The sequence below is a fragment of the Celeribacter naphthalenivorans genome (assembly GCF_020524585.1).
GTDB lineage: Bacteria > Pseudomonadota > Alphaproteobacteria > Rhodobacterales > Rhodobacteraceae > Celeribacter > Celeribacter naphthalenivorans.
The window spans coordinates 401,999-427,284 of sequence record NZ_JAIVLK010000003.1 but is presented as its reverse complement, the minus strand read 5'-3'; the positions used below and the strand labels follow the sequence as shown (position 1 = coordinate 427,284).

General features: G+C 59.0%; 22 protein-coding genes. 6 read left to right on the top strand and 16 right to left on the bottom strand.

The window, feature by feature from the left end:
* Window positions 1–4: 4 nt before the first annotated feature.
* Genes LC094_RS08690 through LC094_RS08680 form a run of 3 tightly spaced genes read right to left on the bottom strand, consistent with a single transcriptional unit; the run spans window position 5 to window position 3,704 of the window.
* A complete protein-coding gene (locus tag LC094_RS08690; RefSeq protein ID WP_226551883.1) occupies window positions 5–1,045 on the bottom strand; it encodes an ABC transporter ATP-binding protein in 1,041 nt (346 codons plus the stop codon).
* On the bottom strand, window positions 1,033–2,736 hold the full coding sequence (locus tag LC094_RS08685; RefSeq protein ID WP_226551880.1) for an ABC transporter permease: 1,704 nt from the start codon (window positions 2,734–2,736) through the stop codon (window positions 1,033–1,035). The genes LC094_RS08690 and LC094_RS08685 overlap by 13 nt, the downstream gene beginning before the upstream one ends.
* A complete protein-coding gene (locus LC094_RS08680) occupies window positions 2,736–3,704 on the bottom strand; it encodes an ABC transporter substrate-binding protein (protein WP_226551879.1) in 969 nt (322 codons plus the stop codon). Before LC094_RS08680 ends, LC094_RS08685 begins: the two co-directional genes overlap by 1 nt.
* A gap of 180 nt (window positions 3,705–3,884) precedes the next feature.
* Between LC094_RS08680 and LC094_RS08675 the strand changes: the two genes are divergently transcribed.
* The 3 genes from LC094_RS08675 (at window position 3,885) to LC094_RS08665 (ending at window position 6,798) form a co-directional block, all read left to right on the top strand.
* Window positions 3,885–4,652, top strand: a complete 768-nt coding sequence (locus LC094_RS08675; RefSeq protein WP_226551877.1) for a DeoR/GlpR family DNA-binding transcription regulator — start codon at window positions 3,885–3,887, stop codon at window positions 4,650–4,652.
* 99 nt (window positions 4,653–4,751) lie between these two features.
* Entirely contained in the window at window positions 4,752–5,852 is a 1,101-nt protein-coding gene (gene aroC, locus LC094_RS08670; protein WP_226551875.1) for a chorismate synthase, read from the top strand.
* On the top strand, window positions 5,845–6,798 hold the full coding sequence (locus LC094_RS08665; RefSeq protein WP_226551872.1) for an AEC family transporter: 954 nt from the start codon (window positions 5,845–5,847) through the stop codon (window positions 6,796–6,798). The genes aroC and LC094_RS08665 overlap by 8 nt, the downstream gene beginning before the upstream one ends.
* A gap of 86 nt (window positions 6,799–6,884) precedes the next feature.
* Here the strand turns inward: LC094_RS08665 and LC094_RS08660 are convergent, their stop codons facing one another.
* Together LC094_RS08660 and LC094_RS08655 are read right to left on the bottom strand one after the other, a co-directional pair.
* Complete coding sequence (locus LC094_RS08660; protein ID WP_167601248.1) at window positions 6,885–7,172, bottom strand: HU family DNA-binding protein; 288 nt, start codon at window positions 7,170–7,172, stop codon at window positions 6,885–6,887.
* Window positions 7,173–7,306: 134 nt separating this feature from the next.
* Window positions 7,307–8,791, bottom strand: coding sequence for an AMP nucleosidase (locus tag LC094_RS08655; RefSeq protein ID WP_226551870.1), 1,485 nt, complete (start codon window positions 8,789–8,791; stop codon window positions 7,307–7,309).
* A gap of 147 nt (window positions 8,792–8,938) precedes the next feature.
* Between LC094_RS08655 and LC094_RS08650 the strand changes: the two genes are divergently transcribed.
* The gene (locus tag LC094_RS08650; RefSeq protein ID WP_226551868.1) at window positions 8,939–9,805 is read left to right on the top strand and encodes an SDR family oxidoreductase; all 867 of its coding nucleotides are present in this window, start codon (window positions 8,939–8,941) and stop codon (window positions 9,803–9,805) included.
* 5 nt (window positions 9,806–9,810) lie between these two features.
* Here LC094_RS08650 and LC094_RS08645 read toward each other — a convergent pair whose 3' ends face one another.
* The 6 genes from LC094_RS08645 to LC094_RS08620 form a co-directional block, all read right to left on the bottom strand.
* Window positions 9,811–11,004, bottom strand: coding sequence for an MFS transporter (locus LC094_RS08645; protein ID WP_226551866.1), 1,194 nt, complete (start codon window positions 11,002–11,004; stop codon window positions 9,811–9,813).
* Between the two features lie 111 nt (window positions 11,005–11,115).
* Window positions 11,116–13,044: a 1-deoxy-D-xylulose-5-phosphate synthase gene (dxs, locus tag LC094_RS08640; RefSeq protein WP_226551864.1), complete on the bottom strand. Its 1,929-nt coding sequence runs from the start codon at window positions 13,042–13,044 to the stop codon at window positions 11,116–11,118.
* A 14-nt stretch (window positions 13,045–13,058) separates the two neighbouring features.
* On the bottom strand, window positions 13,059–13,925 hold the full coding sequence (locus tag LC094_RS08635) for a polyprenyl synthetase family protein (protein WP_226551862.1): 867 nt from the start codon (window positions 13,923–13,925) through the stop codon (window positions 13,059–13,061).
* Window positions 13,925–14,167 carry an exodeoxyribonuclease VII small subunit gene (locus LC094_RS08630; RefSeq protein WP_226551860.1) on the bottom strand — a complete coding sequence of 81 codons (243 nt, stop codon included), beginning with the start codon at window positions 14,165–14,167 and terminating at the stop codon, window positions 13,925–13,927. Before LC094_RS08630 ends, LC094_RS08635 begins: the two co-directional genes overlap by 1 nt.
* A gap of 93 nt (window positions 14,168–14,260) precedes the next feature.
* Window positions 14,261–14,959 carry a response regulator gene (locus LC094_RS08625; RefSeq protein ID WP_219783394.1) on the bottom strand — a complete coding sequence of 233 codons (699 nt, stop codon included), beginning with the start codon at window positions 14,957–14,959 and terminating at the stop codon, window positions 14,261–14,263.
* A 1-nt stretch (window position 14,960) separates the two neighbouring features.
* Window positions 14,961–15,485 (bottom strand): MarR family winged helix-turn-helix transcriptional regulator, encoded by a 525-nt coding sequence (locus LC094_RS08620; protein ID WP_219783393.1) that lies wholly within the window; start codon window positions 15,483–15,485, stop codon window positions 14,961–14,963.
* Between the two features lie 178 nt (window positions 15,486–15,663).
* On the opposite strand from LC094_RS08620, the gene LC094_RS08615 reads away from it, so the two are divergent.
* The gene (locus LC094_RS08615; protein WP_226551858.1) at window positions 15,664–16,533 is read left to right on the top strand and encodes a branched-chain amino acid aminotransferase; all 870 of its coding nucleotides are present in this window, start codon (window positions 15,664–15,666) and stop codon (window positions 16,531–16,533) included.
* Window positions 16,534–16,598: 65 nt separating this feature from the next.
* Window positions 16,599–17,099, top strand: a complete 501-nt coding sequence (locus LC094_RS08610; protein WP_226551850.1) for a hypothetical protein — start codon at window positions 16,599–16,601, stop codon at window positions 17,097–17,099.
* Here LC094_RS08610 and LC094_RS08605 read toward each other — a convergent pair.
* The 5 genes from LC094_RS08605 to gltB all read right to left on the bottom strand — a co-directional run bounded on the left by LC094_RS08605 (window position 17,096) and on the right by gltB (window position 25,266).
* Window positions 17,096–18,013, bottom strand: a complete 918-nt coding sequence (locus LC094_RS08605) for a DMT family transporter (RefSeq protein ID WP_226551848.1) — start codon at window positions 18,011–18,013, stop codon at window positions 17,096–17,098. The two genes, LC094_RS08610 and LC094_RS08605, sit on opposite strands and share 4 nt — an antisense overlap.
* 38 nt (window positions 18,014–18,051) lie before the next feature.
* Window positions 18,052–19,092, bottom strand: coding sequence for a tRNA epoxyqueuosine(34) reductase QueG (gene queG / locus LC094_RS08600; protein WP_226551846.1), 1,041 nt, complete (start codon window positions 19,090–19,092; stop codon window positions 18,052–18,054).
* A gap of 84 nt (window positions 19,093–19,176) precedes the next feature.
* Window positions 19,177–19,842, bottom strand: coding sequence for an FtsZ-binding protein FzlA (gene fzlA, locus LC094_RS08595; protein ID WP_226551844.1), 666 nt, complete (start codon window positions 19,840–19,842; stop codon window positions 19,177–19,179).
* Between the two features lie 48 nt (window positions 19,843–19,890).
* Complete coding sequence (gene mtgA, locus LC094_RS08590; RefSeq protein WP_226551842.1) at window positions 19,891–20,634, bottom strand: monofunctional biosynthetic peptidoglycan transglycosylase; 744 nt, start codon at window positions 20,632–20,634, stop codon at window positions 19,891–19,893.
* A 96-nt stretch (window positions 20,635–20,730) separates the two neighbouring features.
* Window positions 20,731–25,266 carry a glutamate synthase large subunit gene (gene gltB / locus LC094_RS08585; protein ID WP_226551840.1) on the bottom strand — a complete coding sequence of 1,512 codons (4,536 nt, stop codon included), beginning with the start codon at window positions 25,264–25,266 and terminating at the stop codon, window positions 20,731–20,733.
* Window positions 25,267–25,286: the final 20 nt, after the last annotated feature.

Genomic DNA, 25,286 nt, shown 5'->3' with positions numbered 1-25,286 from the left:
GCATTTAATCCTCGGAAAACGCCCAGGGGGTGGTGATGGTAAGCCCAAGCTGCGCACCCACGTCGAATTTCGCCCGCGTCTCCGCCAGCAAACGGGTGCCGCAGGAGGACACGGTTTCGAGGAGGTATTTGCCACCCAGATAGGTGACTCGCGCCACCTTGGCGCGCAGATCACCGGTCTCGGAAATCGCTAGGTTTTCAGGACGAAGACAGACATGGCTGACTTGGGACTGCGCTTCGCTTTCAACGGCGATGCGAGCGCCCAGAACATGTGCGTGCAGCTGGTTTTCACCTTGCTCAACCGCCTTCACAGGCACCACCGTGCCACGCCCGACAAATTCGGCGACAAAGCGGTTTTTGGGACGTTCGTAAAGCGTCTGTGGCGTATCAAACTGCTGGATTAGACCCTGATTCATCACCGCGATGCGATCCGCCATCGCCATGGCTTCGGCCTGATCATGGGTCACATAAACCATGGTCGCACCGGTGCGTTTGTGGAAATCGGTGAACACCGCCTGCATCGACGCGCGCAGCGCGACGTCGAGATTGGCGAGCGGCTCATCCAGCAACACCGCGTCCGGTGCAGAGACCAGACAGCGTGCCAACGCCACCCTTTGGCGCTGACCGCCCGACAGATCGGAGGGCATGCGATCTGCGTACTCGGTCAGGCCGGTGGCGGCCAATGCGGCGTCCGTTTGCGCGGCGATCTCAGGTTTCGTCAGTTTGCGGATTTCGAGTGGATAGGACACGTTACGACGCACCGACATATGCGGCCAGAGCGCGTAGCTTTGGAACACAAAGCCGATGTTGCGCTCTTCGGGCGGGACCATATTGGTCGCCGTCGCCACGTCCCGCGCACCGATACGGATCGTGCCCGAACTGGGCATGTCAAAGCCCGCAAGCAGACGCAAAAGTGTGGTCTTGCCGCATCCCGACGGGCCAAGAAGCGCGATGAATTCGCCGTCTTCGAACCGGGTTGTGATGTCCTGAAGCGCAGGGGTGCCTGCGAAAACTTTGCCCAAAGACGTGATGTTTATGTCTGCCATGGGACCACTCCTTTCGGGAAACGACGCGAAAACAGCTGGATTAGGGTCATAAGCGCCATGACCACGAAGACGATGGTCATCGCCAGAGCGCTCGCCATCGCGGTTTCGCCGCTGTCGTCGAGATTGAAAATCACCACGCCAAGGGTCTCGGTGCCCGAAGACCACAACAGCGCGGAGACGGTGAGTTCGTTGAACGCGGTGAGAAAGACGAGGATTGCTCCGGCTGCTGCCGCCGGAGCGGACAGCGGCAGGATCACATCACGCAGGCGCTGAAACAGACCCGCTCCCACCGATTGCGCGGCCTCGGCCATGGCCGGGTCGAGCTGTTTCAGGCTGGCCTGAACCGGGCGGAACATCACCGCGAAGAAACGGGCGAGATAGGCAAGGAAGATGATCCAGATTGTGCCGTAGAGTGTCGCGTCGGTGAAAGGCAGCTTGATCAACAGAAGGATCATCGCGATCGAGAGGACCACGCCGGGAAGCGCATAAGGCAGGTCGAGCAAACTGTCGAAAAGGCGCGAAAGGCGCGTGGGATGGCGCTCCATGAGCCACGCCAGCGGCAGGCAGATGATCATCAAAACGACAGCGGCCCCCAGCGCGAGGCTGAACGAATTGGCAAAGGCGCGCGCCGTCACGGGTTGGCGAAACAGAACTTCGCCCCATGAGACAAACGTCATCGTGTCAAAGCGCAAAGGCACGCCATAGGCAGGCACCAAAGAGGTCGCCAAGAGACCAAACATCGGCAGGACGAGGATCACGAAGACCACAGCCCAGAGCAGGATTTCGACCGGCAAACGTGCCGAACCCAGCGGAATAGCCAGCGGGCGGGAGGTCGAGCCGACGAGATACACGTTCTGCCGCCCTTGGAAAAATCGTTGCAGGAGAATGCCGACAATCGCCACCGCGCCGATCAGCATCGCCAGCACGGAAACCTCAGCCAGCACTGTCGTGCCCATGCCCGCGAGCTTTTGATAGACCAGCGTCGGCAGCGTCACATAGCCCGCCGGAATGCCCAGCATCGCAGGGATGCCGAAATTGCCAAGCGCTGTGACAAAGGTGATGGCGGTGCCCGCGGCGAGACTCGGCAACGTCAGTGGCATCACCACCTGCCACCACGTCCGAAAGCCCCGCGCGCCGCTGATCCGAGCGGCTTCGACCACCTCTTGCGGAATGGCGCGCAGCCCCGCACGAAGCGTCAGAAAGATGATCGACATATGCTGAATGCCGAGCAGCAGAATGATGCCTTCGGGCGAATAAAGCGGCTGCGGCGCGCCAAGCGGCGGGGCGATGCCGAGGGTCTTCAAGAGGACCGAAGACGGACCCATGATTTGTGTCCAGGACAGCGCCGTGATCTGTGGCGGGATCATCATCGGGATCATCAGGCAAAAGACCAAAGCCGCCTTGGCGCGCAAATCGGTGAGCGCGACGAGAAAGGCAAAAGCCGCTCCCAAAACCACGGAGACCAAGGTGCCCAGACCCGCTGTGATCAGCGAATGTTTGAGTGCATTTAGGGTCGAACCCTGTGCAAGAACGGATTTTGCAAGCGACAGAGAGGGCACACCCTGATCCGTGACGCCCTCGATGAAAAGCCGCAAAACGGGTGCGAGTGTCAGGCAAAGCGCGAGGATCAGAATGACGGAGAGCAGCCGGGATTCGGACCGGCTGCCTCCTTTTTGCAGGGCGGATTGCATTATTCTACGCCGAACAATTCGGTGAATTTCGCCTTGTTCTCGTCAGCATTGGCAAGCGCATCAGCCGGGTCGAAGGCCATCAGCTTGATGTCTTCGCGTGCGGGGAAGCCGGCGGGGACGCCCATGCCGTCACGCGCCGGGATGTAGCCCATGTCGAGAACCAATTCCTGACCATCCTGGCTCAGCACGAAGTCGACGAATTTCTCGGCGCCTTCGACATTTTTGGCAGAGGACAGGATCGCGACCGGTTCGGTCACATAGGACACGCCTTCCTCGGGGAAGACGAAGTCGACAGGAGAGCCGTCCGCTTTGTTGCGGATCGCGAGGTAGTCGACAACCATGCCGTAGGGTTTCTCACCGGAGGCGACGGCTTTGAAAGTGCCACCATTGCCGCCCTGAGCGCGGGCCTCATTCGCGGCGAGTTTGCCGTAGTAGTCCCAACCAAGATCCTGATCGCCCGTGAGCGTAGCAAGATGGATCAGCGCAGCACCGGAATAGAGCGGCGACGGCATGGCGATCTGACCTTTGATCGACGCGTCTTCGAGGTCTTTCCACGAGGTCGGCGCAGTCTCAATACCGGTGTTGTACACGATGCCGGTGGTGATCAGCTTGGTGGAGTAATAGTAGCCCTCCGGCGAATAGAGCGCCGCGTCATAGTTGGTGGCTTCGGGCGATTGATAGGCGTGCAACAGACCCTCTTGCGCCATGCCTTCGAGCGTCACGGTGTCGGCGATCAAAAGCACGTCGGGCTGCGGGTTGCCCGCTTCGATTTCGGCGCGCAGGCGGGCCATCAATTTGGTGGTGCCGTCGCGCACCCACTCGACTTCCGTGCCGGGATTGGCGGCCATGAACGCATCCACCGTCTGCTGTGCATCGGCATTCGGTTGCGAGGTATAGATGGTGATCGTGTCTGCCATGGCGGTGCTGGCCATGAGGGCAAATGCGGTTGTGGTGAGGACGGTCTTCATGGGGCTCTCCTGCGGTTTGGCCTGAAGATTTCGCTTTCGTTCGAAAGCATTGGACAGGGGTCTTATTTCCGCGCCGCGCAACAATTTTGTGACAAAAACGTAACTTTTTTAATGATATTGCGCGAAAAAACGAAGCGGCCTAACCTTGCCGAAACTCAAAGTCATTTTCGAAGGAAAATCATGAGGCGTTTGGATTTGGGGGAGCGGCGCGATCGCATCATCGCGCTTTTGTCGGAACACGGAGAGCTCTCTGCGGCGGAGCTGTCTGAGCGACTGGGCGTGTCGGTTCAAACCATTCGCACGGATTTGCGCGATCTGGATGAGGCAGGATTGGTCCAACGGCGCAATGGCGCCGCGCGCCTCAGACAGCAAAGCGAAAACATCGGCTACCTGCCGCGTGAAAGCCTTTCACGGCAAGAAAAACAACGGATCGCCCTCGCCGTCAAAAACCTGATCCCGAATGGCAGCCGCGTGGCCTTGGGCACCGGGACGACGGTCGAACATTGCGCGCGCCTGTTGGCGTCTCGTGAAAACCTTTTCGTCGCCACCAATAGCATCCACGCCGTCTGCGCCCTGCAATCTGCGCCGGGGGTTTCGGTGGAAATGGCGGGCGGCACGGTGCGGATGCGCGATCTCGATTTGATCGGTGTGGCCTCGCTTGAGTTCTTTGCGAACTATCGCGTCGATTACGCGATTTTCAGCTGTGGCGGGCTGTCCTCCAGCGGCGCCGTGATGGATTACAACTCCGAGGAAGTGACCGCCCGTAAAGCCATATCCAAATGCGCCAAAACGACGATTCTGGTGATGGATCGCGAAAAATATGATCTGGATTTGGCCTGTCAGCACGGGAGCCTCTGGGACCACGACATCGTCGTGACCGGCGCCCAGATTCCGGAGGATGTGAAGCAGGCCTGCGACGCGCATCAGTGCCAGATCATTCACGTTTAAAGACCCTCACAGGGAAAATTCGATCGACATCCCCCTCATCGCATTGATTGCCCAAAGAAGTGACATCGGTTAAAGCAAATCCAACGCGAGGAGCCCGCCATGAGCATGAATACATTCGGACATCTTTTCCGCTTCACCACCTGGGGTGAAAGCCACGGACCCGCTTTGGGCGCCACGGTCGATGGATGCCCTCCGGGGATCGAGATCAACGAAGAGATGCTTCAGGTCTGGCTCGACAAACGCAAACCCGGCACGTCGAAGTTCACCACCCAACGGCGCGAGCCCGATCAGGTGGAAATCCTCTCTGGTGTGTTCGAGGGCAAGACCACCGGCACGCCGATTCAGTTGATGATCCGCAACACGGACCAGCGCTCGAAGGATTACGGCGAGATCGCGCAGGCGTTTCGTCCCGGTCACGCCGACATCACCTATTTCCAGAAGTACGGCATCCGCGATTATCGCGGCGGCGGGCGGTCTTCGGCACGGGAAACCGCCGCGCGCGTGGCCGCAGGCGGGATCGCACGCGCGGTTTTGGCTGCATTGGTGCCTGATCTCGAGATCAAAGGCTATATGACCCAGATCGGCCCGCATGGCATCGAAGGTCCGCGCGACATGGCCGAGATCGACAACAACCCGTTCTGGGTGCCCTCTGCCGCGACCGCCGACACATGGGCCGACTACTTGGGCGACATTCGCAAGAATGGGTCTTCTGTTGGCGCCGTGATCGAAGTGGTCGCGAAAGGCCTGCCCGCAGGCCTCGGCGCACCGATTTATGCCAAGTTAGACACGGATTTGGCCGCTGCGATGATGTCCATCAACGCCGTCAAAGGGGTCGAGATTGGCGAAGGCATGAATTCCGCCTGTCTCACCGGCGAAGAAAATGCCGATGAAATCCGTATGGGGCCGAATGGGCCTGAGTTCGGGTCTAATCATGCGGGCGGGATCCTTGGCGGGATTTCCACCGGGCAGGACGTCGTCGTGCGCTTTGCCGTGAAACCGACGTCTTCTATTCTGACCCCGCGCAAGACCGTGACAAAAGCGGGCGAAGACACCGATCTGATCACAAAAGGCCGCCACGATCCTTGCGTCGGCATCCGCGCCGTGCCCGTGGGCGAGGCGATGATGGCCTGCGTGCTCCTCGATCATCTGCTCTTGCATCGCGGTCAAGTCGGCGAGGGGCTTCGCGGTCACATTGGCTGAACTTCTCACAATTTTAGGCATCACCTTCCCGATCTTTGCCATGGTCGCCATCGGCTATGCATCGGTCACCAAAGGCGTGTTCCGTCCGCAAGACATGAGCATTCTCGGCGGCTGGGTGATGAATTTTGCTCTGCCGGCCTTGGTGCTCGGCGCCATAGCCTCGCGTCCGATTTCAGAAGTCGTCCACTTCGACTACATCACCGTCTACCTGTTTTCCGGCCTGTTGACCGCAGGGCTGATGTTTCTCTGGTTCTCCATCGCGACCGATCCGGGACGGCGCGGTGTGGTGATGATGATTTCTTATTGCCCGAACACAGGTTTTATCGGCTATCCGATGTTTCTCATGCTGGTCCCCGACCATGCCGGGATCATTCTGGCGATGAACTTCCTCGTCGAAAACATCATCTTCGTCCCGCTTGCGTTGATGGCCATCGAAGCCGGCAAGCCGCGTGAAGATCGCAAAGGCAACGCCCTTCAACAATTCGGGCAAGTCCTGAGAAACCTGATCAAACGCCCGCTGATCATCGCCATTATCCTCGGCTTTGTCATTTCCGCCCTTGGCCTGTCCCTGCCCGGCCCGGTTCACAAACTCATCGATCTGGTGGCGGGCTCTGCCTCCGCCGTTGCGCTTTTCGTGATTGGTGGCTCTCTTGTCGGACTGTCTTTTGAAGGTAACCTGCGGCTGGCCGGTCAGGCCGCCGTCGGCAAGCTGGTCGTCATGCCCCTGTGCACGGCGCTTGTGATCTTTCTGGTCGCGCGTTTTGGTGTCACTCTGGACCCGGACCTGCGAACGGCCGTGCTGCTTTCCGCAGCGCTTCCGACCATGGCCATCGCCGCCCTGTTTGCCCAAGAAGTCGGGCGTGGGGCTCTGGCCTCTCTGTCGATCCTCGTGAACACGCTTGCGGCCTTTATCACGCTCAATATCGTGCTATTTCTGGTGGTTTAGGGTCTGTTTCCCGGAACACAGGACCCGCCAAAAACGAAAAAGGGCCGCGCCCCGCGCGACCCTTTTCGATAATCAGTCAGAAAGACTTAGCCGTTCACGCTGTCTTTCAGCGCTTTTGCGATGGTCATTTTCACGACCTTGTCGGCTTCTTTCTTCATCTGCGCACCGGTCTGCGGGTTACGCACCATGCGCTCCGGACGCTCACGGCAATAGATTTTGCCAACGCCGGGAAGAGTCACAGCGCCACCGGCGGAGACTTCTTTGGTGATGAGGGAGGTGATCGCCTCGAGCGCCGCGCCAGCGGATTTCTTGTCAGAACCCATTTCTTCGGCGAGTGCAGCCACGAGCTGGGTTTTGGTCATCGGTTTCGTCATGTCTGTATACTCCTCGTACGCCCCCCTTCGATTTGGGGGTTATCGCGCATTTCTAAGCGAATATTGAGGGGGCGCACAACGCCTAGTGTACCAATCCGAAGCTTTTTCCCGCATTTTGAGCGAAAAAACCCTCATTACAGGAAGGCCGTCTCCTCGAAAGAGCGCAATTTCCGGCTATGGATACGTTCAATCGGCATATCGCGCAGCAATTCCATCGACCGAATACCAATCAACAGGTGACGAGAGACCTGTGATTTGTAGAAATCCGACGCCATGCCCGGCAATTTCAACTCACCATGGAGCGGTTTATCCGACACACAAAGGAGCGTCCCATAGGGCACGCGGAACCGAAACCCGTTCGCCGCGATGGTCGCGCTTTCCATATCGAGCGCAATGGCCCGCGATTGCGACAGGCGCTGCACCGGACCGGATTGATCGCGCAGCTCCCAGTTGCGGTTGTCAATCGTCGCCACCGTCCCCGTCCGCATGATGCGCTTGAGCTCATAACCTTCGAGTTCAGTCACCTGCTCGACCGCGTCTTCGAGAGAGGTCTGAATTTCCGCCAAAGCCGGGATTGGCACCCAGACCGGCAGGTCGTCATCCAACACATGATCCTCACGCAGATACGCATGCGCGAGGACGAAATCCCCGAGCCGCTGCGAATTGCGCAGCCCGGCGCAATGGCCGACCATGATCCAGGCATGCGGCCGCAAAACGGCGATGTGATCCGTCGCGGTTTTCGCATTCGACGGCCCGACACCAATGTTCACAAGCGTGATCCCCGATCCGTCCGCGCGTTTCAGGTGATAGGTCGGCATCTGTGGCATCTTCGCGGTCGGCGGGATGTCTTCGTCTGCCGAAGTGATCTCGACATTCCCGGTGGAGACAAAGCTGGTGTAGCCGCTCTCAGGATCGGCCAATTGGCTGCGTGCATAGGCTTCGAATTCGGAGACATAGAACTGGTAGTTGGTGAACAATACGTGGTTCTGGAAATGACAGGCATCCGTCGCGGTGTAATGCGACAGGCGGGCCAGCGAATAATCGATGCGCTGCGCCATGAACGGCGCCAAGGCGCCAGAGCCATCCGCATGGGTGTAGTCGAAGCCATTCACAATATCATCGTGGGTCGTCGTCAAATCCGGCACATCGAAAATATCGCGCAGCGGATAGGCCATGGCACCTTCCTGCGGCACGGTGATGTTCTCGTCATTGGCGACAGCGAAATGCACCGGCATCGGCGTGTCGGAAATGCCGATTTGCACCATCACGCCGTGGTTGCGCAGGATTTGGGAAATCTGCTGTTTCAGGTAATTGCGAAACAGATCAGGCCGCGTGATCGTCGTCGAATATTCGCCCGGCTTGGCCACATGCCCGAAAGACAGGCGGCTGTCCATCGTCGCATAGGATGTCGTGACCACGCGAATTTCCGGGTAATAGGCCCGATAGCGCGCCTCGGGCTCCTCCCCGCTTGCGATGAGCGAAAATTTCTCTGTCAAAAAAGAACAGGCCTCTGAATATAGCGCCTCAAGATAATCCACCGCCGCCGCCGGATCAGCAAAGCTCCGGGTCTCACGCGCGGGCGCTGTTTCGAGGATCAGGCTTTTCAAACTGCTGTTCATTTTTATATCCTTTTCGCAACAAACGGTGCTCAACGCCCCAGACGACCCACTCATCGCCTTCCGCTTGCAATCTTGTGTCAGCCCCGTCACTTGAGACCAGATGCGACAGAGACGCAAGGCCCGGCATAAGGCCGAGAAAGAGATCACATGACACGTCCCAAACTGTTTTCCTTTGGCCATGGTTATAGCGCGCAGGCGCTTGCACGGCGGTTGATCCCGCAAGGCTGGGACATCATTGGCACCACGCGTAACCCGGCAAAGGCACAGCAATTTGACACTGACGGCGTCGAGCCACTTTTGCTTGAATCAGACCCTATTCCCGCCCAACTCGGTCACGCGACCCATCTTTTGATGTCTGCGGGCCCCGATGCCGAGGGCGATCCGTTCCTGCGTGACTATCGTGAACAGCTGATTGAAGCCGCGCCCAATCTACAGTGGGTTGGCTACCTGTCGACCACCGGCGTCTATGGCGATCACGGCGGCGATTGGGTCGACGAGACCACGCCGCTCACGCCCGGCACCAAACGTGGCAAAGCGCGGATGCGAGCCGAGGCCGATTGGCAGGCGATTGCGCAGGATTTGGGTCTAAACCTGTCCATCTTTCGCCTCGCGGGCATCTATGGTCCGGGCCGCGGCCCTTTCGCCAAGGTCCGCAACGGCACCGCGCGTCGGATCGTCAAACAAGGTCAGATTTTCTCACGCATCCATGTCGAAGACATCGCACAGGTTCTTGAGGCCTCGATAAACAGACCCCAATCCAGCGGAATTTATAACGTCTGCGACGATCTCCCCGTGCCGCCGCAAGAGGTCATCGGCTATGCTGCCGAACTTTTGGGTCTGCCACTGCCGCCAGAGGAAGACTTTGAGACCGCAGAGATGACCCCCATGGCCCGCAGTTTTTATGCCGAAAGCAAAAAGGTGCGAAACGACCGGATGAAACAGGAGCTGGGCGTTCAGCTCATTTATCCGGACTATAAAACCGGGCTAAAGGCGCTTCTGGCGCAGGATGAATAGCTGAATCAGCGGCTGTCCTGCCAGGATCGCCGATGATCCAGAACCGTGATGGCGTAGATCACCACACCGCCAAAGGTCAAAGCCGCCCCAACATAGCCCGCCGAGGGAAATCCATAGCCCTTGGCGATATAGATCGAAGCAACATAAGGCCCCAAAGCATTGGCTGCATTGAACGCCGCATGATGCAGCGTCGCGGCCAGCGCCTGAGAATCGCGGGCGACATCCATAAGCCGGGTTTGCAAAAGAAGCGGATAGCCATTCGCCAAGCCCAAAGCGAAGACGAGCGCGACCATGGCATAGGGCAGCCCAGCGATCTGCGGGAACAGAGACAGCAAGGCAATATTCAAGAAAAGCGTTGCGAAAACCGCAAAGTTCAACGCCCGGTCAGCGGCCCATCCGGCAACGAGAGTACCAAGCGTCATACCAAAGCCCATGAGACCCAAATACAGCGGAATCGAAGCATCGTTGACCTGCGTCACCTCGATCAGGGTCGAGGCGAGATAGGTGTAAAAGGCGAAAAATCCGCCAAACCCGATGGCCCCGCTCAACAGCGTCAACAACACCTGCCGGTTCTTCAGTGCGCCAAGCTCACGCAACGCGTTCGAATTGGTATCACGCGCGGTTTCAGGCGCGAACATCAGGATCATGGTCGCCGTCAAAGCCGCCAAAGCCCCCACCAAAGCAAAGGCCCAACGCCACCCGATGGTCTGTCCCAACACATTGGCGACGGGCACGCCGACAATAGTCGCAATGGTGAGACCAAGCATCAAACGCGCCACCGCCTTGCCGCGCTGGTTCGGCCCCGCGAGAGAGGCGGCCATCAGAGCGGCAACACCAAAATAGGCGCCATGGGGCATGCCGCTCAAAAAGCGTGCCAAAAGCATGATCGGGTAGGTCGGCGCCAGAGCGGAGAGGATATGGGTGAGGCAAAACATCACCATCAAACCAATGAGCAAAACCCGCCGCTCGATCCGTGCCGCCGCCACCGCAATCAAAGGCGCGCCGACAACAACCCCCAGAGCATAGGCGGAAATCAAACGACTGGCCGTCGCCTCATCAATACTCAGACCTTCTGCCATGAAGGGCAAAAGGCTCATACTGGCAAACTCGCTTGTGCCAATCGCAAACCCACCCATGGCGAGCGCAAAAAGGACGATCCCCGGACGGGTGCCGGGCGAGACAGAGGTGGTGGAAACCATCGGATATACCTTGAAAGGAAGTCACGTGAGACTTCCCCTATTCTCGCACAGGGATCAAGGCTGCGAGCAACCCACTGTGATCATACCCGCTTTGCACAAACGTGCATGGCCTTAGGCTCGCTTGCTCGACAGATCCGCAATGCCAAGCACAGAGAGCACCTTGGCCTCAATGTCCGGCGTGTTCAGCCCGGCAATGGCATACATCGCCTCCGGGCTGGCCTGATCGATGAAAGTGTCCGGAAGCGTCATCGAGCGGAATTTAAAGCCCCGATCAAACACGCCTTCCTCTGCGAGGAAATCGGCGACATGTGACCCAAATCCCCCGATAGCGCCCTCTTCGAGCGTGATCAGTGCCTCGTGATTCCCCGCAAGATCACGGATCAAAGCGTGATCCAGAGGCTTGGCGAAACGCGCGTCTGCGACGGTGCAGGAAATGCCTTTGGCCGCGAGGTTCTCAGCGGCTTTCAAGGCAGGCTCCAAACGTGTGCCAAAGGACAAAAGCGCCACCCGCGTGCCTTCGCGCACGATGCGGCCTTTGCCGATCTGAAGCACTTCGCCACGTTCCGGCATCTGAACGCCGACACCTTCACCGCGCGGATAACGGAAGGCGATGGGCCCCTCATCATGCGCCACGGCCGTGGCAACCATATGTTTCAACTCCGCCTCATCGGCGGCGGCCATCACCACCATGCCCGGCAGATTGGCCATAAAGGCAATATCGAAAGACCCGGCATGCGTCGCCCCATCGGCGCCAACGAGACCTGCACGGTCAATCGCAAAACGCACCGGCAAACGCTGAATCGCCACGTCATGCACGACCTGATCGTAGCCGCGTTGCAGGAAGGTCGAATACATCGCACAAAAGGGTTTCATCCCACCGGCGGCAAGACCTGCCGCGAAGGTCACGCCATGCTGCTCCGCAATGCCGACATCAAAACAACGGCTCGGGTAGCGTTCGGCAAAGAGATCAAGGCCCGTTCCATCCGGCATGGCGGCGGTCACGGCGACGATCTTGTCATCCTGCGCAGCCTCTTGCAGCAGCGCATCGGCGAAAACCTTTGTGTAGGACGGCGCGTTGGATTTGGCTTTCTTCTGCTCGCCGGTGACCACGTCGAATTTGGCGGTCGCGTGGCCTTTGTCCGGGCGACCTTCGGCGGGGGCGTAGCCTTTGCCCTTTTTCGTGATCGCATGGATCAGGATCGGCCCCGTCGCGCGGGTTTTGACCGTGCGCAAAACGCTCAAAAGCTGGTCCATATCGTGGCCATCGACCGGACCGATGTAGGAGAACCCAAGCTCTTCGAACAGCGTGCCACCGATGGTCATGCCCTTGAGCATTTCCTTGGCGCGTTTGGCGCCCTCTTGGAACGGATGCGGCAGAAGGGACACAGCGCCTTTGGCAGCGGCTTTGAGATCCTGGAACGGCTCACCCGCATAGAGACGGGTCAAATAGGACGAGAGCGCACCGGTGGGCGGTGCGATGGACATTTCGTTGTCGTTCAAGATCACGATCAAGCGTTTGCCCAAATGGCCCGCGTTGTTCATCGCCTCAAAGGCCATGCCAGCGGACATCGACCCGTCGCCGATCACCGCAATCGCATCGCCGATGCCATACTCCGGCGCGCCGCCCAGATCGCGCGCCACGGCAAAGCCCAGAGCGGCAGAGATCGAGGTCGAACTATGCGCCGCGCCAAAGGGGTCATAGGGGCTTTCGGAGCGTTTGGTGAAGCCCGAGAGGCCGCCCTCGGTCCGCAGGGTGCGGATACGGTCGCGACGCCCAGTGAGGATTTTATGCGGATAGCATTGGTGCGACACGTCCCAGATCAGGCGATCTTTCGGCGTATCGAACACGGCATGCAGCGCCACGGTCAGCTCAACAACCCCAAGACCCGCGCCCAGATGCCCACCCGTCACAGATACCGCAGAAATGGTTTCCTGCCGCAACTCATGCGCCACGCGCTTGAGCTCTGCATCAGAGAGCGATTTCAGATCGGCGGGGACATTCACGCGATCGAGGGTCGGAGTGGCTGGGCGGTCGGACATGGCGTCTCGCTTTCTCAGGTTTCCCGCGAAATAACGAAGCGGGCGACGTCTCGCAAGGGCTCGGCCCGCGATCCATAGGGGCTCAATGCCGCACAGGCCTCATCGACCAATGAGCTAGCGCGGGCCTTGGCGCCCTCAAGCCCCAGAAGCGACACGAAAGTCGCCTTGCCCGCCTCCGCATCCTTGCCCACGGCCTTGCCGGTTTTCTCGACATCGCCTTCGACGTCGAGAATGTCGTCTTGAATTTGGAACGCGAGGCCCAGCGCCTTGGCATAGGTGCCCAGATGGGTGGGATCGCCACCGCCCAAAATGGCGCCTGCGCGGGCGGACCATTCGATCAGCGCGCCGGTTTTGTTGCCTTGTAGGACGGTGATCTCTTGCAGATCGAGCGGGGTCGCGGAGGTTTCCGCCGCGATGTCCTGTGCCTGCCCCAAGACCATGCCTTGCGCGCCGGAGGCTTTCGCCAGAGAGGCGATCAAATCGACCCTAATCTGGCTCGAAACACCCATTTCGGGACGCGTCAAAAGTTCAAAAGCAAGGGTCTGAAGCGCGTCCCCTACGAGCACAGCCGTGGCCTCGTCCCAGCGTTTGTGAACGGTCGGCTGGCCGCGACGCAGATCGTCGTCATCCATACAGGGTAGATCGTCATGCACGAGGCTATAGGCATGCACCGCCTCGATCGCGGCGGCGGCCCAGACGGAGTGTTCAGCTGGCACGCCATGAAGCGCGGCACCCTCCATCACGAGGTAAGCCCGCAGGCGCTTGCCACCATTGAGGGCATAGCGCATCCCCTCCTCGACCGGCATGGTCCCCAGAGGCGCCAAAACCGTGTCGAAACAGGCGGAAACGGCCGCCTTACACCGCGCCAACCCGTCTTGCATCAGACACCTTCGGCCTTACTCGTCCCGGTGGCTGTGCCATCCGGCCCCACAGTGATCTTTTCGACCTTCTCTTCGGCATCCTTGAGCTTGGCCTCGCAATGCGCCTTGAGCGCGGCACCACGTTCATACAGCGCAATGCTGTCTTCCAAGGCCACATCGCCGCGTTCGAGCTTGCTCACAACCTCGTTCAACTCCGCCATGGCGGTTTCAAAGGACATTTCGCTGACCGGCGTATCGCTCATTGGACTCTCCCGAATGTTTCCCCCACTGCATATAGGAAAACCGCCGGGGAAGGCCAGTTTGAGTTTTGCATTCCGGCCCGTTGTTTGGGGCGCTTACTCAGGCGTCAGCATATAGCCAGCACCGCGCACGGTTTGCAGGTAACGCGGTTGGCGCGGGTCGTCTTCGAGCTTGCGCCGCAGACGGGTGATTTGCACATCCACAGCACGCTCCTGCGCCTGTCCACCATCGCGCCCGAGGCGTTCGACCAATTCGGTGCGCGTCACAGGTTCGCCCGTCGAGGCCACAAAGATTTTCATCAGCTGCGCTTCGGTGCCAGTCAGACGCACAATCTGATCGCCCTCCCAAAGCTCGCCCCGCTCCACATCATAGCGGAATCGACCCAAATGCAGGTATTTCGGCCCGGCTTCGGCCTCTTCCATCTGCGGCATCCGGCGCAGAACCGCATTGATGCGCAGCAAAAGCTCTTTGGGCTCAAAGGGCTTTGCGAGATAATCATCAGCGCCCGCTTCGAGCCCGGCGATGCGATCCTCTGTCTCGCCCTTGGCCGTCAGCAACATGATCGGCGTGCTGATCGACTGGCGTAGATCGCGCGTCAAGCTAATCCCATCTTCGCCCGGCATCATGACATCGAGCACGATGAGATCGAATTCCAACCCCGCCAAAAGGCGTCGCGCATGGGCTGCATCACGGGCCGCCGTCACGCAAAACCCGTGACGGATCAGAAATTTTTGCAACAAGCCGCGAATGCGCTCGTCATCGTCAACGATCAGAAGGTGAATTTCCCCGCTCACTTCACTCCTCCTTTTTCGACCCGGTTTTCGACATAGCGTTGAAATAGGCCGCCTGATCCGGGTCCATCATAGCCTCAAGCACCCGACGAAATCCCGCAACGGCCTCGTGCCCCGCATCGCGATAAGCGACCCGCATTCTGGCCCGTTGCGCCTCCGACAATTCCGCCTCAAGCGATTGGCCGGTTTCTGTAAGATACAGATGACGCTCGCGTTTGTCCTGTACACCGACACGGCTTTCGACCAGCCCGTCTTCGATCAGGGTCCTAAGCACCCGGTTCAGAGACTGTTTCGTCACGCCCAGAATGGCCAGAAGATTGTTCACATTCGTCCCCGGCGCGCGCGCAATGAAATGAACCGCCCTGTGATGCGCCCGGCCGTAGCCGTATTTCTCCAAAATGCGATCCGGGTCCGCCGTAAAACCGCGGTAGGCAAAGAACATGGCCTCGATCCCCTTGCGGAGCTGTTCGTCCGTCAGGAACAGAAGAGCCTCACCGCTTTGCGTACCGCCAGCCTTACCGTCCGCCATAGTCTGCCTCGTTCTCAAATCGCATAATTTCCGCTCACTTTAAGTCAGCGTTGTTGACATTCCAAGATCGAATTGATAGCGAAATCGGGATTTGGCGCAATAATAATCCCAAAATGAAGCGCATCACGCAACTTCACGAAAGCGAGTGATGCGGCAGAGACACGAAAAGGAGAGACCCATGGCGGGCAGCTACGAAGATCGCGACGGATATATCTGGATGGACGGCGCCCTTGTCGATTGGCGTGACGCGAAGGTGCATATCCTGACCCACGCCATGCATTACGCCTCCTCCGTCTTTGAGGGCGAGCGCTGCTACAACGGCAAGATTTTCAAATCCGTCGAACACTCCGAACGTCTTCTGGCGTCCGGCAAAGCGCTCGACATGCCGATCCCCTACACGGTCGAAGAAATCGAGAAGGCAAAATACGAGGTGCTCAAGGCCAACGGTTGGGACAACGCCTATGTCCGTGTCGTGGCCTGGCGTGGCGCAGGCGACGATATGGGGGTTGCGGCCAACAGAAACCCTGTGCGCATGGCGGTCGCCGCCTGGGAATGGGGCGCCTATTATGGCGACGCGAAAATGCAGGGCGCCAAGCTCGACATCGCGAAGTGGAAACGCCCCTCGCCTGAAACCATCCCGACCGCCGCGAAAGCCGCCGGTCTCTACATGATCTGCACCATGTCGAAACATGCCGCTGAGGCCAAAGGCTGTTCCGACGCTTTGTTCATGGATTATCGCGGCTATGTGGCCGAGGCGACCGGTGCGAATATCTTTTTCGTCAAAGACGGCGAAGTGCACACCCCGATCCCAGACGCGATCCTGAATGGCATCACCCGCCAGACGGTGATCGGCATGCTCAAAGACAAGGGCATCACGGTGCATGAACGCCGCATCATGCCCGAGGAACTCGACGGGTTCGAGCAATGCTTCCTCACCGGCACCGCCGCCGAAGTGACCCCTGTGGGCCAAATCGGGGACTATATGTTCGAGGTCGGCGCACTGACGCGTGAGATCTCCGAAGACTACGAAAAACTGGTTCGCAGCTAAGGCTTTAACCTTAAAATAAGAGCTTTCTGCCAGTCTGGTACGATCAGATTGGCAGGAGGCATGACGTGGTCAGCCGCAAAGACAGTATTGTTATCGTTCTCATCACGGTCTTCATCGTGACCCCGGCGGTCCTTGCCTTGACCGCTTACATGATCACAAAAAACCCCTCCCTGCGCCCTCTGGGCATCACCGTCGAACGGCTGACCGCAGCAGGGCAGATTGAAAACAAAAGCCTCATTCTGGCGGTGGTCGATATTGGAACTCTCGCCAAGAATTCCACCAAAAAAGCACAATACCAATCCAGTCTGGAAACCGCTTTTGCGCGCCTTGAAACCGATGTTCAGGTGAAATTTCGCAGCATTCCCGGCAGTTCAGAGGTCCATATCACCTATCTTGTCGGTGAAAGTCAGATCGGGCCATTTCCGGAGAACAGAGCCGCCGAGGGCGTGCTTCCTGCAACACAGGCGGCGCGACTTGTCATCGCACAACGCAAAGCGGTCGCGAAAGAACAGGAACGTCGTGACAGGCTTGGCCAAAACGGATTTTGGAACCGGGTCCTGGACTAAAGCGCATCCGCCTTTTTCCGACGCGAGGCACTGAGGCCAAGCGCTCTCTCGCGCCAGATGATCGCAACACCCGCTGCGATCACGATCAAGGCACCGGCCAACATTGCCATCGTCGGCACTTCGTCGAAAAAGACATAGCCAATGATCAACGCGAAGACCATCGACGCATAGTCGAAGGGTGCAAGCATCGAGGCATCGCCATAGCGATAGCATGACGTCAGGCACACCTGCGCCAGACCACCGATCAACCCGGACAGAATGAGGAAAACGCAGGCCAACGCACTCGGAACAACCCATTGCGAGAACGGCAAGGTCATCAACGCCGCCACGGTACAGGACATCGAGAACCAGAACACGATCGACGTCGTGCTCTCGCTTTTCACCATGTTCCGCACATGCAATTGCACGATGGCCGCCAAACATGCCCCGCCGAGGGCCACCATAGCCCCGAGCTGTTCCAGAGGATCAGGTGTCCCATTGAACACGGTGATTCGCGGCATCATCACGATCACAACGCCGACAAGCCCCGCAAACACCGCCGAAAATCGGAACAATCGCACATCTTCGCCCGCGAACATGGCCGCAAACACCACCAACAACAGCGGAGAGGCATAGCCGATGACCGTCGCTTCCGGCAGCGGCAACAGACCAAGCGCATAAAAGTTCAAAAACATCGCGCTGGCCCCAATCATCCCGCGCCAGACATGGCCCATCGGCGATTTCACCTTCAGGCCCGCAAGAATTTCCCCACGCCCAACCAACCAAATGAAGATTACGGGAAGTGCGAACAGAGATCGAAAGAACACTGCCTCACCGGGAGGAACCTCTGAACTCGCCGCCTTGATCAGTGCCGCCATCACCACAAAACAGATGACGGACGCAAGCTTGAGGGCAATGCCCCGAAACGGGTCCATTGTGTATCTCCTAATCGACTGGGAACCCGCTTAAAATCTCACGTGTCGGTCAGTCGCGCAACGGCCCATTGGGCTGCATCGCGCACCGTGGGGTCGGCATCCTCGCACAGGCGCGCGGCCACTGACCGCAATTCGAGCGCCCCTGAATTTCCAATGGCATAGAGGACATTTCGCACAAATCGGTCACGTCCAATGCGCTTGATCGGCGAGCCTGAAAACTTCTCCCGAAACGTCGCATCATCCAACTGCGCCAGCTCCGCAAGCGGCGGCGCGATCAACTCTTCTCGAGCCGCGAACCGAATATCTTTCGCAGCCACTGCGAATTTGTTCCAAGGACAGGCCGCCAGACAATCGTCACAGCCGTAAATCCGATTGCCAAGTTTGCCGCGCAGTTCCTCATCCACGGGACCGTGATGCTCGATGGTCAGGTAGGACACGCAACGGCGTGCATCGATCTGAAACGGCGCCGGAAACGCGTCTGTCGGACAAGCATCGAGACAGGCACGACATGACCCACAATGGTCTTTTTCCGCTGGATCAGGGTCGAACTCATGGGTCGTGAAAATCGCCCCAAGGAAGAACCAATTGCCCAGATCGCGCGACAAAAGATTGGTGTGTTTTCCCTGCCAACCGAGCCCAGCCTTTTGCCCCAATGGCTTTTCCATCACTGGCGCCGTGTCGACGAACACTTTGATTTCTGTCTCTGGCCCCGCCTGTTCGATCAACCAGCGTCCCAGCCGCTTGAGGCGTTTCTTGACGATATCATGATAGTCACGATTGCGCGCATAAACCGAAATTGCGCCGGATTTAGGTCTATTTATGAGCGCCAAAGGATCTTCTTCCGGCGTGTAGGCTTCCGCCAACATGATCACGGATTGCGCCTCTGGCCAGAGCGCCGCAGGGTCTCCGCGCCAGTTCATCCGCTCTTCCATCCAGCCCATCTGCCCATGCCGCCCTTCGGCGACAAAGGCCTTGAGCCGCTCCATGGCTTCTGGAATATCCGGGCGTCCGAAAGCAGCTTTGGAGAAGCCTTCCTCCAGAGCCCGCGCGCGCACGATTTCCTTATCCAAACTGGGCACAGATCACGCCTTCTTTTGTCCGGAAATATCCTCGGGGGGAATTGCCCAAAGGGCAAGGGGGGCAGACAGCCCCCAAAACAGCGTTCAGAAATCGAGATCGGTGTAATGCGCCGGAGGCGGGAAACTCGACACCTGATCGGCCAGCAAAGACCGGAATGCCGGACGCGATTTGATCTTTGCGTACCAATCCTTCACGACGTCATGCCGGTTCCAATCCACATCCGAAATATAGTCCAGAGAGGACAGATGCGCCGCCGCCGCGAAATCCGCCAGCGTCATCGAATCGCCCGCCAACCACCGCCGGCGGTCCAATAACCAAGCCATATAATCGAGGTGATATTTGATCGCCTTCGAGCCTGACTTGACGTTGGCCGCGACCGGATAACCCGACTTCATCAGCTTGCGATTGACCCGCTCGTACAAAAGTTTCGACGTCACTTCGTTGTGGAATTTGTCATCGAACCACGACACCAGACGCCGCACTTCGTAGCGACCTTCGGCATCTTTCGGCATCAAAACCGGGTTCGGGTAGCGCTCTTCGAGATACTCGCAAATCGGCGTGCTTTCCGACAGGTTCATATCGTCGATCCGCAGCACCGGCACCTTGCCCGCCGGGTTGCGGCGCATGAAATCCGGATCCTGCTCCCAGTAGCGCTCCTCGATCAACTCCACCTCAAGCTTCTTTTCCGCAAGCACCAAACGGACTTTGCGACAAAAGGGTGAAAGGGGGACGTGATACAGACGGATCATAATTTCTACTCGCGTTTTTTCCCTACTTGCCGCAGGACAGAAGGCAGTTCAATCCTCGAAACAGGCTGCGCGGCCATCTCGCGCGATTGTGGCCGCCCCATCGACGATCTGCGCGGCTCTTCGCCGAACAAAGGGCCCGGGATTCCCGGCATTGCGGTCTTTCGGGGCCGGCAAAACAGCCGCAAGCTGCGCCGCTTGCTGGGCGGTGATGTTTTCCGGACCGACGCCGAAGTAATGCCGAGAGGCGGCTTCAACGCCGAAAATCCCCCTGTCGAATTCGGCAATGTTCAAATAGACCTCAAGAATGCGCTGCTTGCTCCAGGTCAGTTCGACCACCGGCGTGATCATCGCCTCCAAAGCTTTGCGCGGCCAGCTCCGACCATGCCAGAGGAAGGTGTTCTTGACCGTCTGCTGGCTGATGGTCGAGGCGCCGCGGTTGCCGCCCTCGGCAATCGCGGAGCGGATCGCGGTAAGGTCGAACCCCCAATGTTCACAAAAATTCGCATCCTCAGCGGCCACCACGGCCCGTGCGAGGTGCGGCGACATGCGCTTCATCGGCACCCATTGGTAATCGACCCGCTCCCCTTGGCGACCGCTTTCGGCCATCATGTAGAAGGTGCCGGGCACCGGCAGGACCGAATAGGCCAGAATCCAAATCAGAAAGAGTGCAAAAACGGCCAAAACACCGCGAAGGACACGCCGCCGCAGACGCCGGAAAAAACCGGGGCCTGTGCTCTGCCCTTTGGATTTTGTCTTTTTCTTGCTCTTTCGTGCCATGGTCTGAAAAAGCATGGCGGGTGATCCGAGGTCAAGCCCAACTCTCACCGCAAAGAAAAAGCCCCCGAAAAGGGGGCTTTTAAGCTGCATTCGGGTCGATCTACGCTCGACTTACTCGGCCGGGATCGCGCCCTGCTCCAAGGTCAGCGGCACCGGAAGGTGCACCAGCATCTCTTTCGGGCAAACCTGAAGGAAGTTGGCTTTCTCTTCATCCCAATGATCAAGGATCGCCTTGGCTTTCAACGAATGGGTCTCTTTCGCGTGACGCTCCACGAGGCCTTTCAACTGATCTTCCCAGTGATCCACAGAGACCGGACAGGTCACAAGCGTTTCAAGGTTCATCAGATCAAGCGCCGTGCCCTCCGGATCGTAGAGATAGGCCATACCGCCCGTCATCCCGGCCCCAAAGTTCGCGCCAATCGTGCCAAGGATCACGGCGATCCCGCCGGTCATATATTCACAACCGTTGGAACCACAGCCCTCGATCACCACGCTTGCACCGGAGTTACGCACCGCGAAACGCTCGCCCGCACGACCGGCGGCAAAGAGGTAGCCGTCCGTCGCACCGTAAAGCACGGTGTTGCCGATGATCGTGTTCTGATCGGCCACCAGCGGCGAATGCATCGGCGGACGCACCACAACGGTGCCACCCGAGAGGCCTTTTGCCACATAGTCGTTGGCGTCGCCCGACACTTCGATCTTCAGACCCGGCGCCGCAAAGGCCCCGAGGGACTGACCGGCCGAGCCCGTGAGCTTCACGGTCAAATGGTCCGGCTGAAGATTGTTGCGCATGCCGAATTTCGACACGATATGCGACGAGGTGCGCGTCCCGATGGTGCGGAGCGTGTTCTGCACCGCGTAGGAGAGCTGCATCTTTTCGCCATCGTTGAGGAAACGCGCGGCATCCGACACGATTTGCGCATCGAGCGTATCCGGCACCGCGTTGCGCGGTTTGGAGCGGTCGTAGACGATGCGGTCAGAGCCATCGACAGAGATCAGAAGCGGGTTCAGATCGAGGTCGTCGAGATGCGCCGAACCACGCGAGGTCTGGGCCAAAAGATCGGCACGACCGATCACCTCGTCCAGAGAGCGCGCGCCCAGAGAGGCCAGCAATTCGCGGACTTCCTGTGCGTAGAAGGTGATCAGGTTGACGACCTTATCGGCGTTGCCGGTGAACTTGCCACGCAGCATTTCGTCTTGGGTACAGACGCCCACCGGACAGGTGTTCGACTGACACTGACGCACCATGATACAGCCCATCGCGATCAAGGCGGCGGTGCCGATACCGTATTCCTCGGCGCCCAGCATCGCGGCCATGACGATGTCACGCCCGGTGCGCAAACCACCGTCCGTGCGCAGCGTCACGCGGTCGCGCAGGTTGTTCATCGCGAGCACTTGGTGTGCCTCGGTCAGACCCATTTCCCACGGCAGGCCAGCGAATTTGATCGAGGTCGCCGGAGACGCACCCGTGCCACCGTTGTGACCGGAGATCAGGATGATGTCCGCTTTCGCTTTCGCCACACCGGCGGCGATGGTGCCGACACCGGAGGAGGCCACGAGTTTCACCGTCACCTTGGCCTTCGGGTTGATCTGTTTCAGGTCGTAGATGAGCTGAGCGAGATCCTCGATGGAGTAGATGTCGTGGTGCGGCGGCGGCGAGATCAGGGTCACGCCTTTGGTCGAGTGACGCAGCTTGGCGATCAGGTCAGTGACCTTCATCCCCGGCAGCTGACCACCCTCGCCCGGCTTCGCGCCCTGAGCGACTTTGATCTCCAGCTCTTCACAGTGCAGCAGATATTCCGCCGTCACGCCAAAGCGACCGGAGGCCACCTGTTTGATCTTTGCGGACGCATTGTCACCATTGGGTTCCGGCGTGAAATCGTCAGGCGATTCACCCCCCTCACCGGAGTCGGATTTCGCGCCGATGCGGTTCATCGCGATGGACAGCGTGCGGTGCGCCTCAGGCGACAGAGCCCCCAAGGACATGCCCGGCGTCACAAAGCGTTTGCGGATCGAAGTGATCGATTCCACCTCTTCGATCGGCACAGGTTTGCCCAGCGGTTTAAAGTCCAACAGATCGCGCAGATGGATCGGCGGCATGGCCTGCATCTTGGCGGAATATTGTTTCCACATCTCATAAGACGCACGATCACAGGCCGATTGCAGCATGTGCATCGACTGCGCTTCCCACGCGTGGGTCTCGCCGGATTTGCGGGACTTGTAGAAGCCCCCGATGGGGAGCGTGTTGCCACCCAGCCAGCCCTGTTTGTGCACGGCTTCCAACTTGTGCTGGATACCACCGACCCCGATGCCGGAGATGCGCGAATGCATGCCCGGGAAGAACTCGTTGACCATCGCGCGGGACAGGCCCACGGCCTCGAAGTTCAGACCACCGCGATAGGACGAGATCACCGAAATGCCCATCTTCGCCATGATCTTGAGCAAACCGGCATCCACAGCGGCACGATAGCGCGCCACGGCTTCGGTCAGGGTGCAATCCAACAGGCCACGTTCGATCCGGTCGGCCAGCGAATCCTCGGCCAGATAGGCGTTCACGATGGTCGCGCCACAGGCGATCAGCACCGCGAAGTAATGCGGGTCGATACATTCCGCAGAGCGCACGCCCAGCGAACAGAAGGTCCGAAGACCTTTGCGCGTCAGCCAGCTGTGCACAGCAGAGGTCGCGAGGATCATCGGCATGGCGATTTTGTCTTCACCCTGCGCCTGATCGGTCAGGATGATGTGACCACCACCCGAGCGCACGGCCTCTTCGGCCTCGGCACGGATGCGATCCAGACCTTTGCGCAGCGCATTGGGGCCGCCATCGACCGGGAAGGTACAGTCGATCTCGGTCATCGGCGCGTTGAAATGACCTTTCAACGCCTCGAATTGCGCGTTGCCGACAAAGGGGCTTTCCAGCACGAGAATCTCGGTCTGGGAGCTGTCTTCATCGAGCACGTTCTTGAGGTTGCCGAACCGCGTTTTGAGCGACATCACACGGAATTCGCGCAAACTGTCGATCGGCGGGTTGGTCACCTGAGAGAAGTTCTGGCGGAAGAAGTGGCTGAGCGGGCGATATTTGTTCGACAGCACGGCAGAGGGCGTGTCGTCGCCCATAGAGGCCAGCGCCTCTTTGCCATCCTCGCCCATCGGCGCGAGGACCTGTTCCAGCTCTTCAATGGTGTAACCCGCTGCGATCTGACGCTTTTTCAGTTCAGCACCGCTAAAGATCGCGGTCTCATTCAGGCCAGCCAGCTCTTCTTCGAGATCGACGATCTTGCCGACCCATTCGCCAAACGGCTGGGAATTCGCCAGACGGTCTTTGATGTCGACGTCGTGGTAGAGCTTGCCCTCGGCCATATCGACCGCCAGCAACTGCCCCGGCCCCAGAGCGCCTTTTTCCACCACAGTGGCCTCATCGGTCGGCACCATGCCCACCTCGGAGCCCGCGATGACAAGGCCATCGCCGGTGACAACATAGCGCATCGGACGCAGACCGTTGCGGTCGAGACCGGCACAAACCCAGCGACCGTCGGTCATCGCCAAAGCGGCCGGACCGTCCCAGGGCTCCATCACGGAGTTCACATAGGAATACATGTCGCGCCAGGCTTTCGGCAGCTCTTCGGCGTTTTTCGACCAGGCTTCGGGCACCAGCATGGTTTTCGCCATCGGCGCAGAACGACCGGCCCGCACCAGCACCTCGAACACGGAATCGAGGGCCGCGGAGTCCGACGAGCCTTGCGGGATGATCGGCTTGATGTCCTCGGCCATATCCCCAAAGGTCGACGAGGCCATACGGATCTCGTGCGATTTCATCCAGTTGGTGTTGCCTTTGATCGTGTTGATCTCACCGTTATGCGCCAGCATGCGGAACGGCTGAGCCAGCCACCACTGCGGGAAAGTGTTGGTGGAATAGCGCTGGTGATAGATCGCAAAAGCGGATTCAAAGCGCTCGTCCATCAGGTCCGGGTAGAACACGGCAACCTGTTCGGCGAGCATCATGCCTTTGTAGATGATCGACCGGCAGGACAGCGAGCAGATGTAAAGTTCACGCACACCGGCGGCCGAAGCGGCTTTCTCGATGCGACGACGGATGACGTAAAGCTCACGCTCAAAAGTCTCTTCGTCCACGCCTTTGGAGTTGGAGATCAGGATTTGCTCGATCTCGGGGCGCGTCGCATTGGCTTTTTCACCCAAGCAAGACGTGTCCACCGGAACGTGGCGCCAGCCGTAGATGTAATATCCCATGCGCAGGACTTCGGTCTCCACGATGGTCCGGCAGGTCTCTTGCGCGGAGAAATCCGTGCGCGGCAGGAACACCTGACCCACGGCCAGCAATTCGCCATGACGGGCCTCGTGACCCGTGCGGCGGATTTGATCGCCGAAGAAATGGTGCGGGATTTGCACGTGAATGCCGGCGCCGTCGCCGGTTTTGCCATCGGCGTCCACAGCACCGCGGTGCCAGATCGCTTTCAGCGCGGAAATGCCGTTTTCCACGACTTTGCGGGATTTCGACCCATCGACGGAGACGACAAGACCCACGCCGCAGGAGGAATGTTCGTCATCCTCACGGAACAGGGAGTTTTCCGCCATCCATTCGCGTTTTGCGGCCTCTTGAACCGCCCAGCTTTGGTCAAACTTGGTCATATCAGTACCTTTCAGATCAA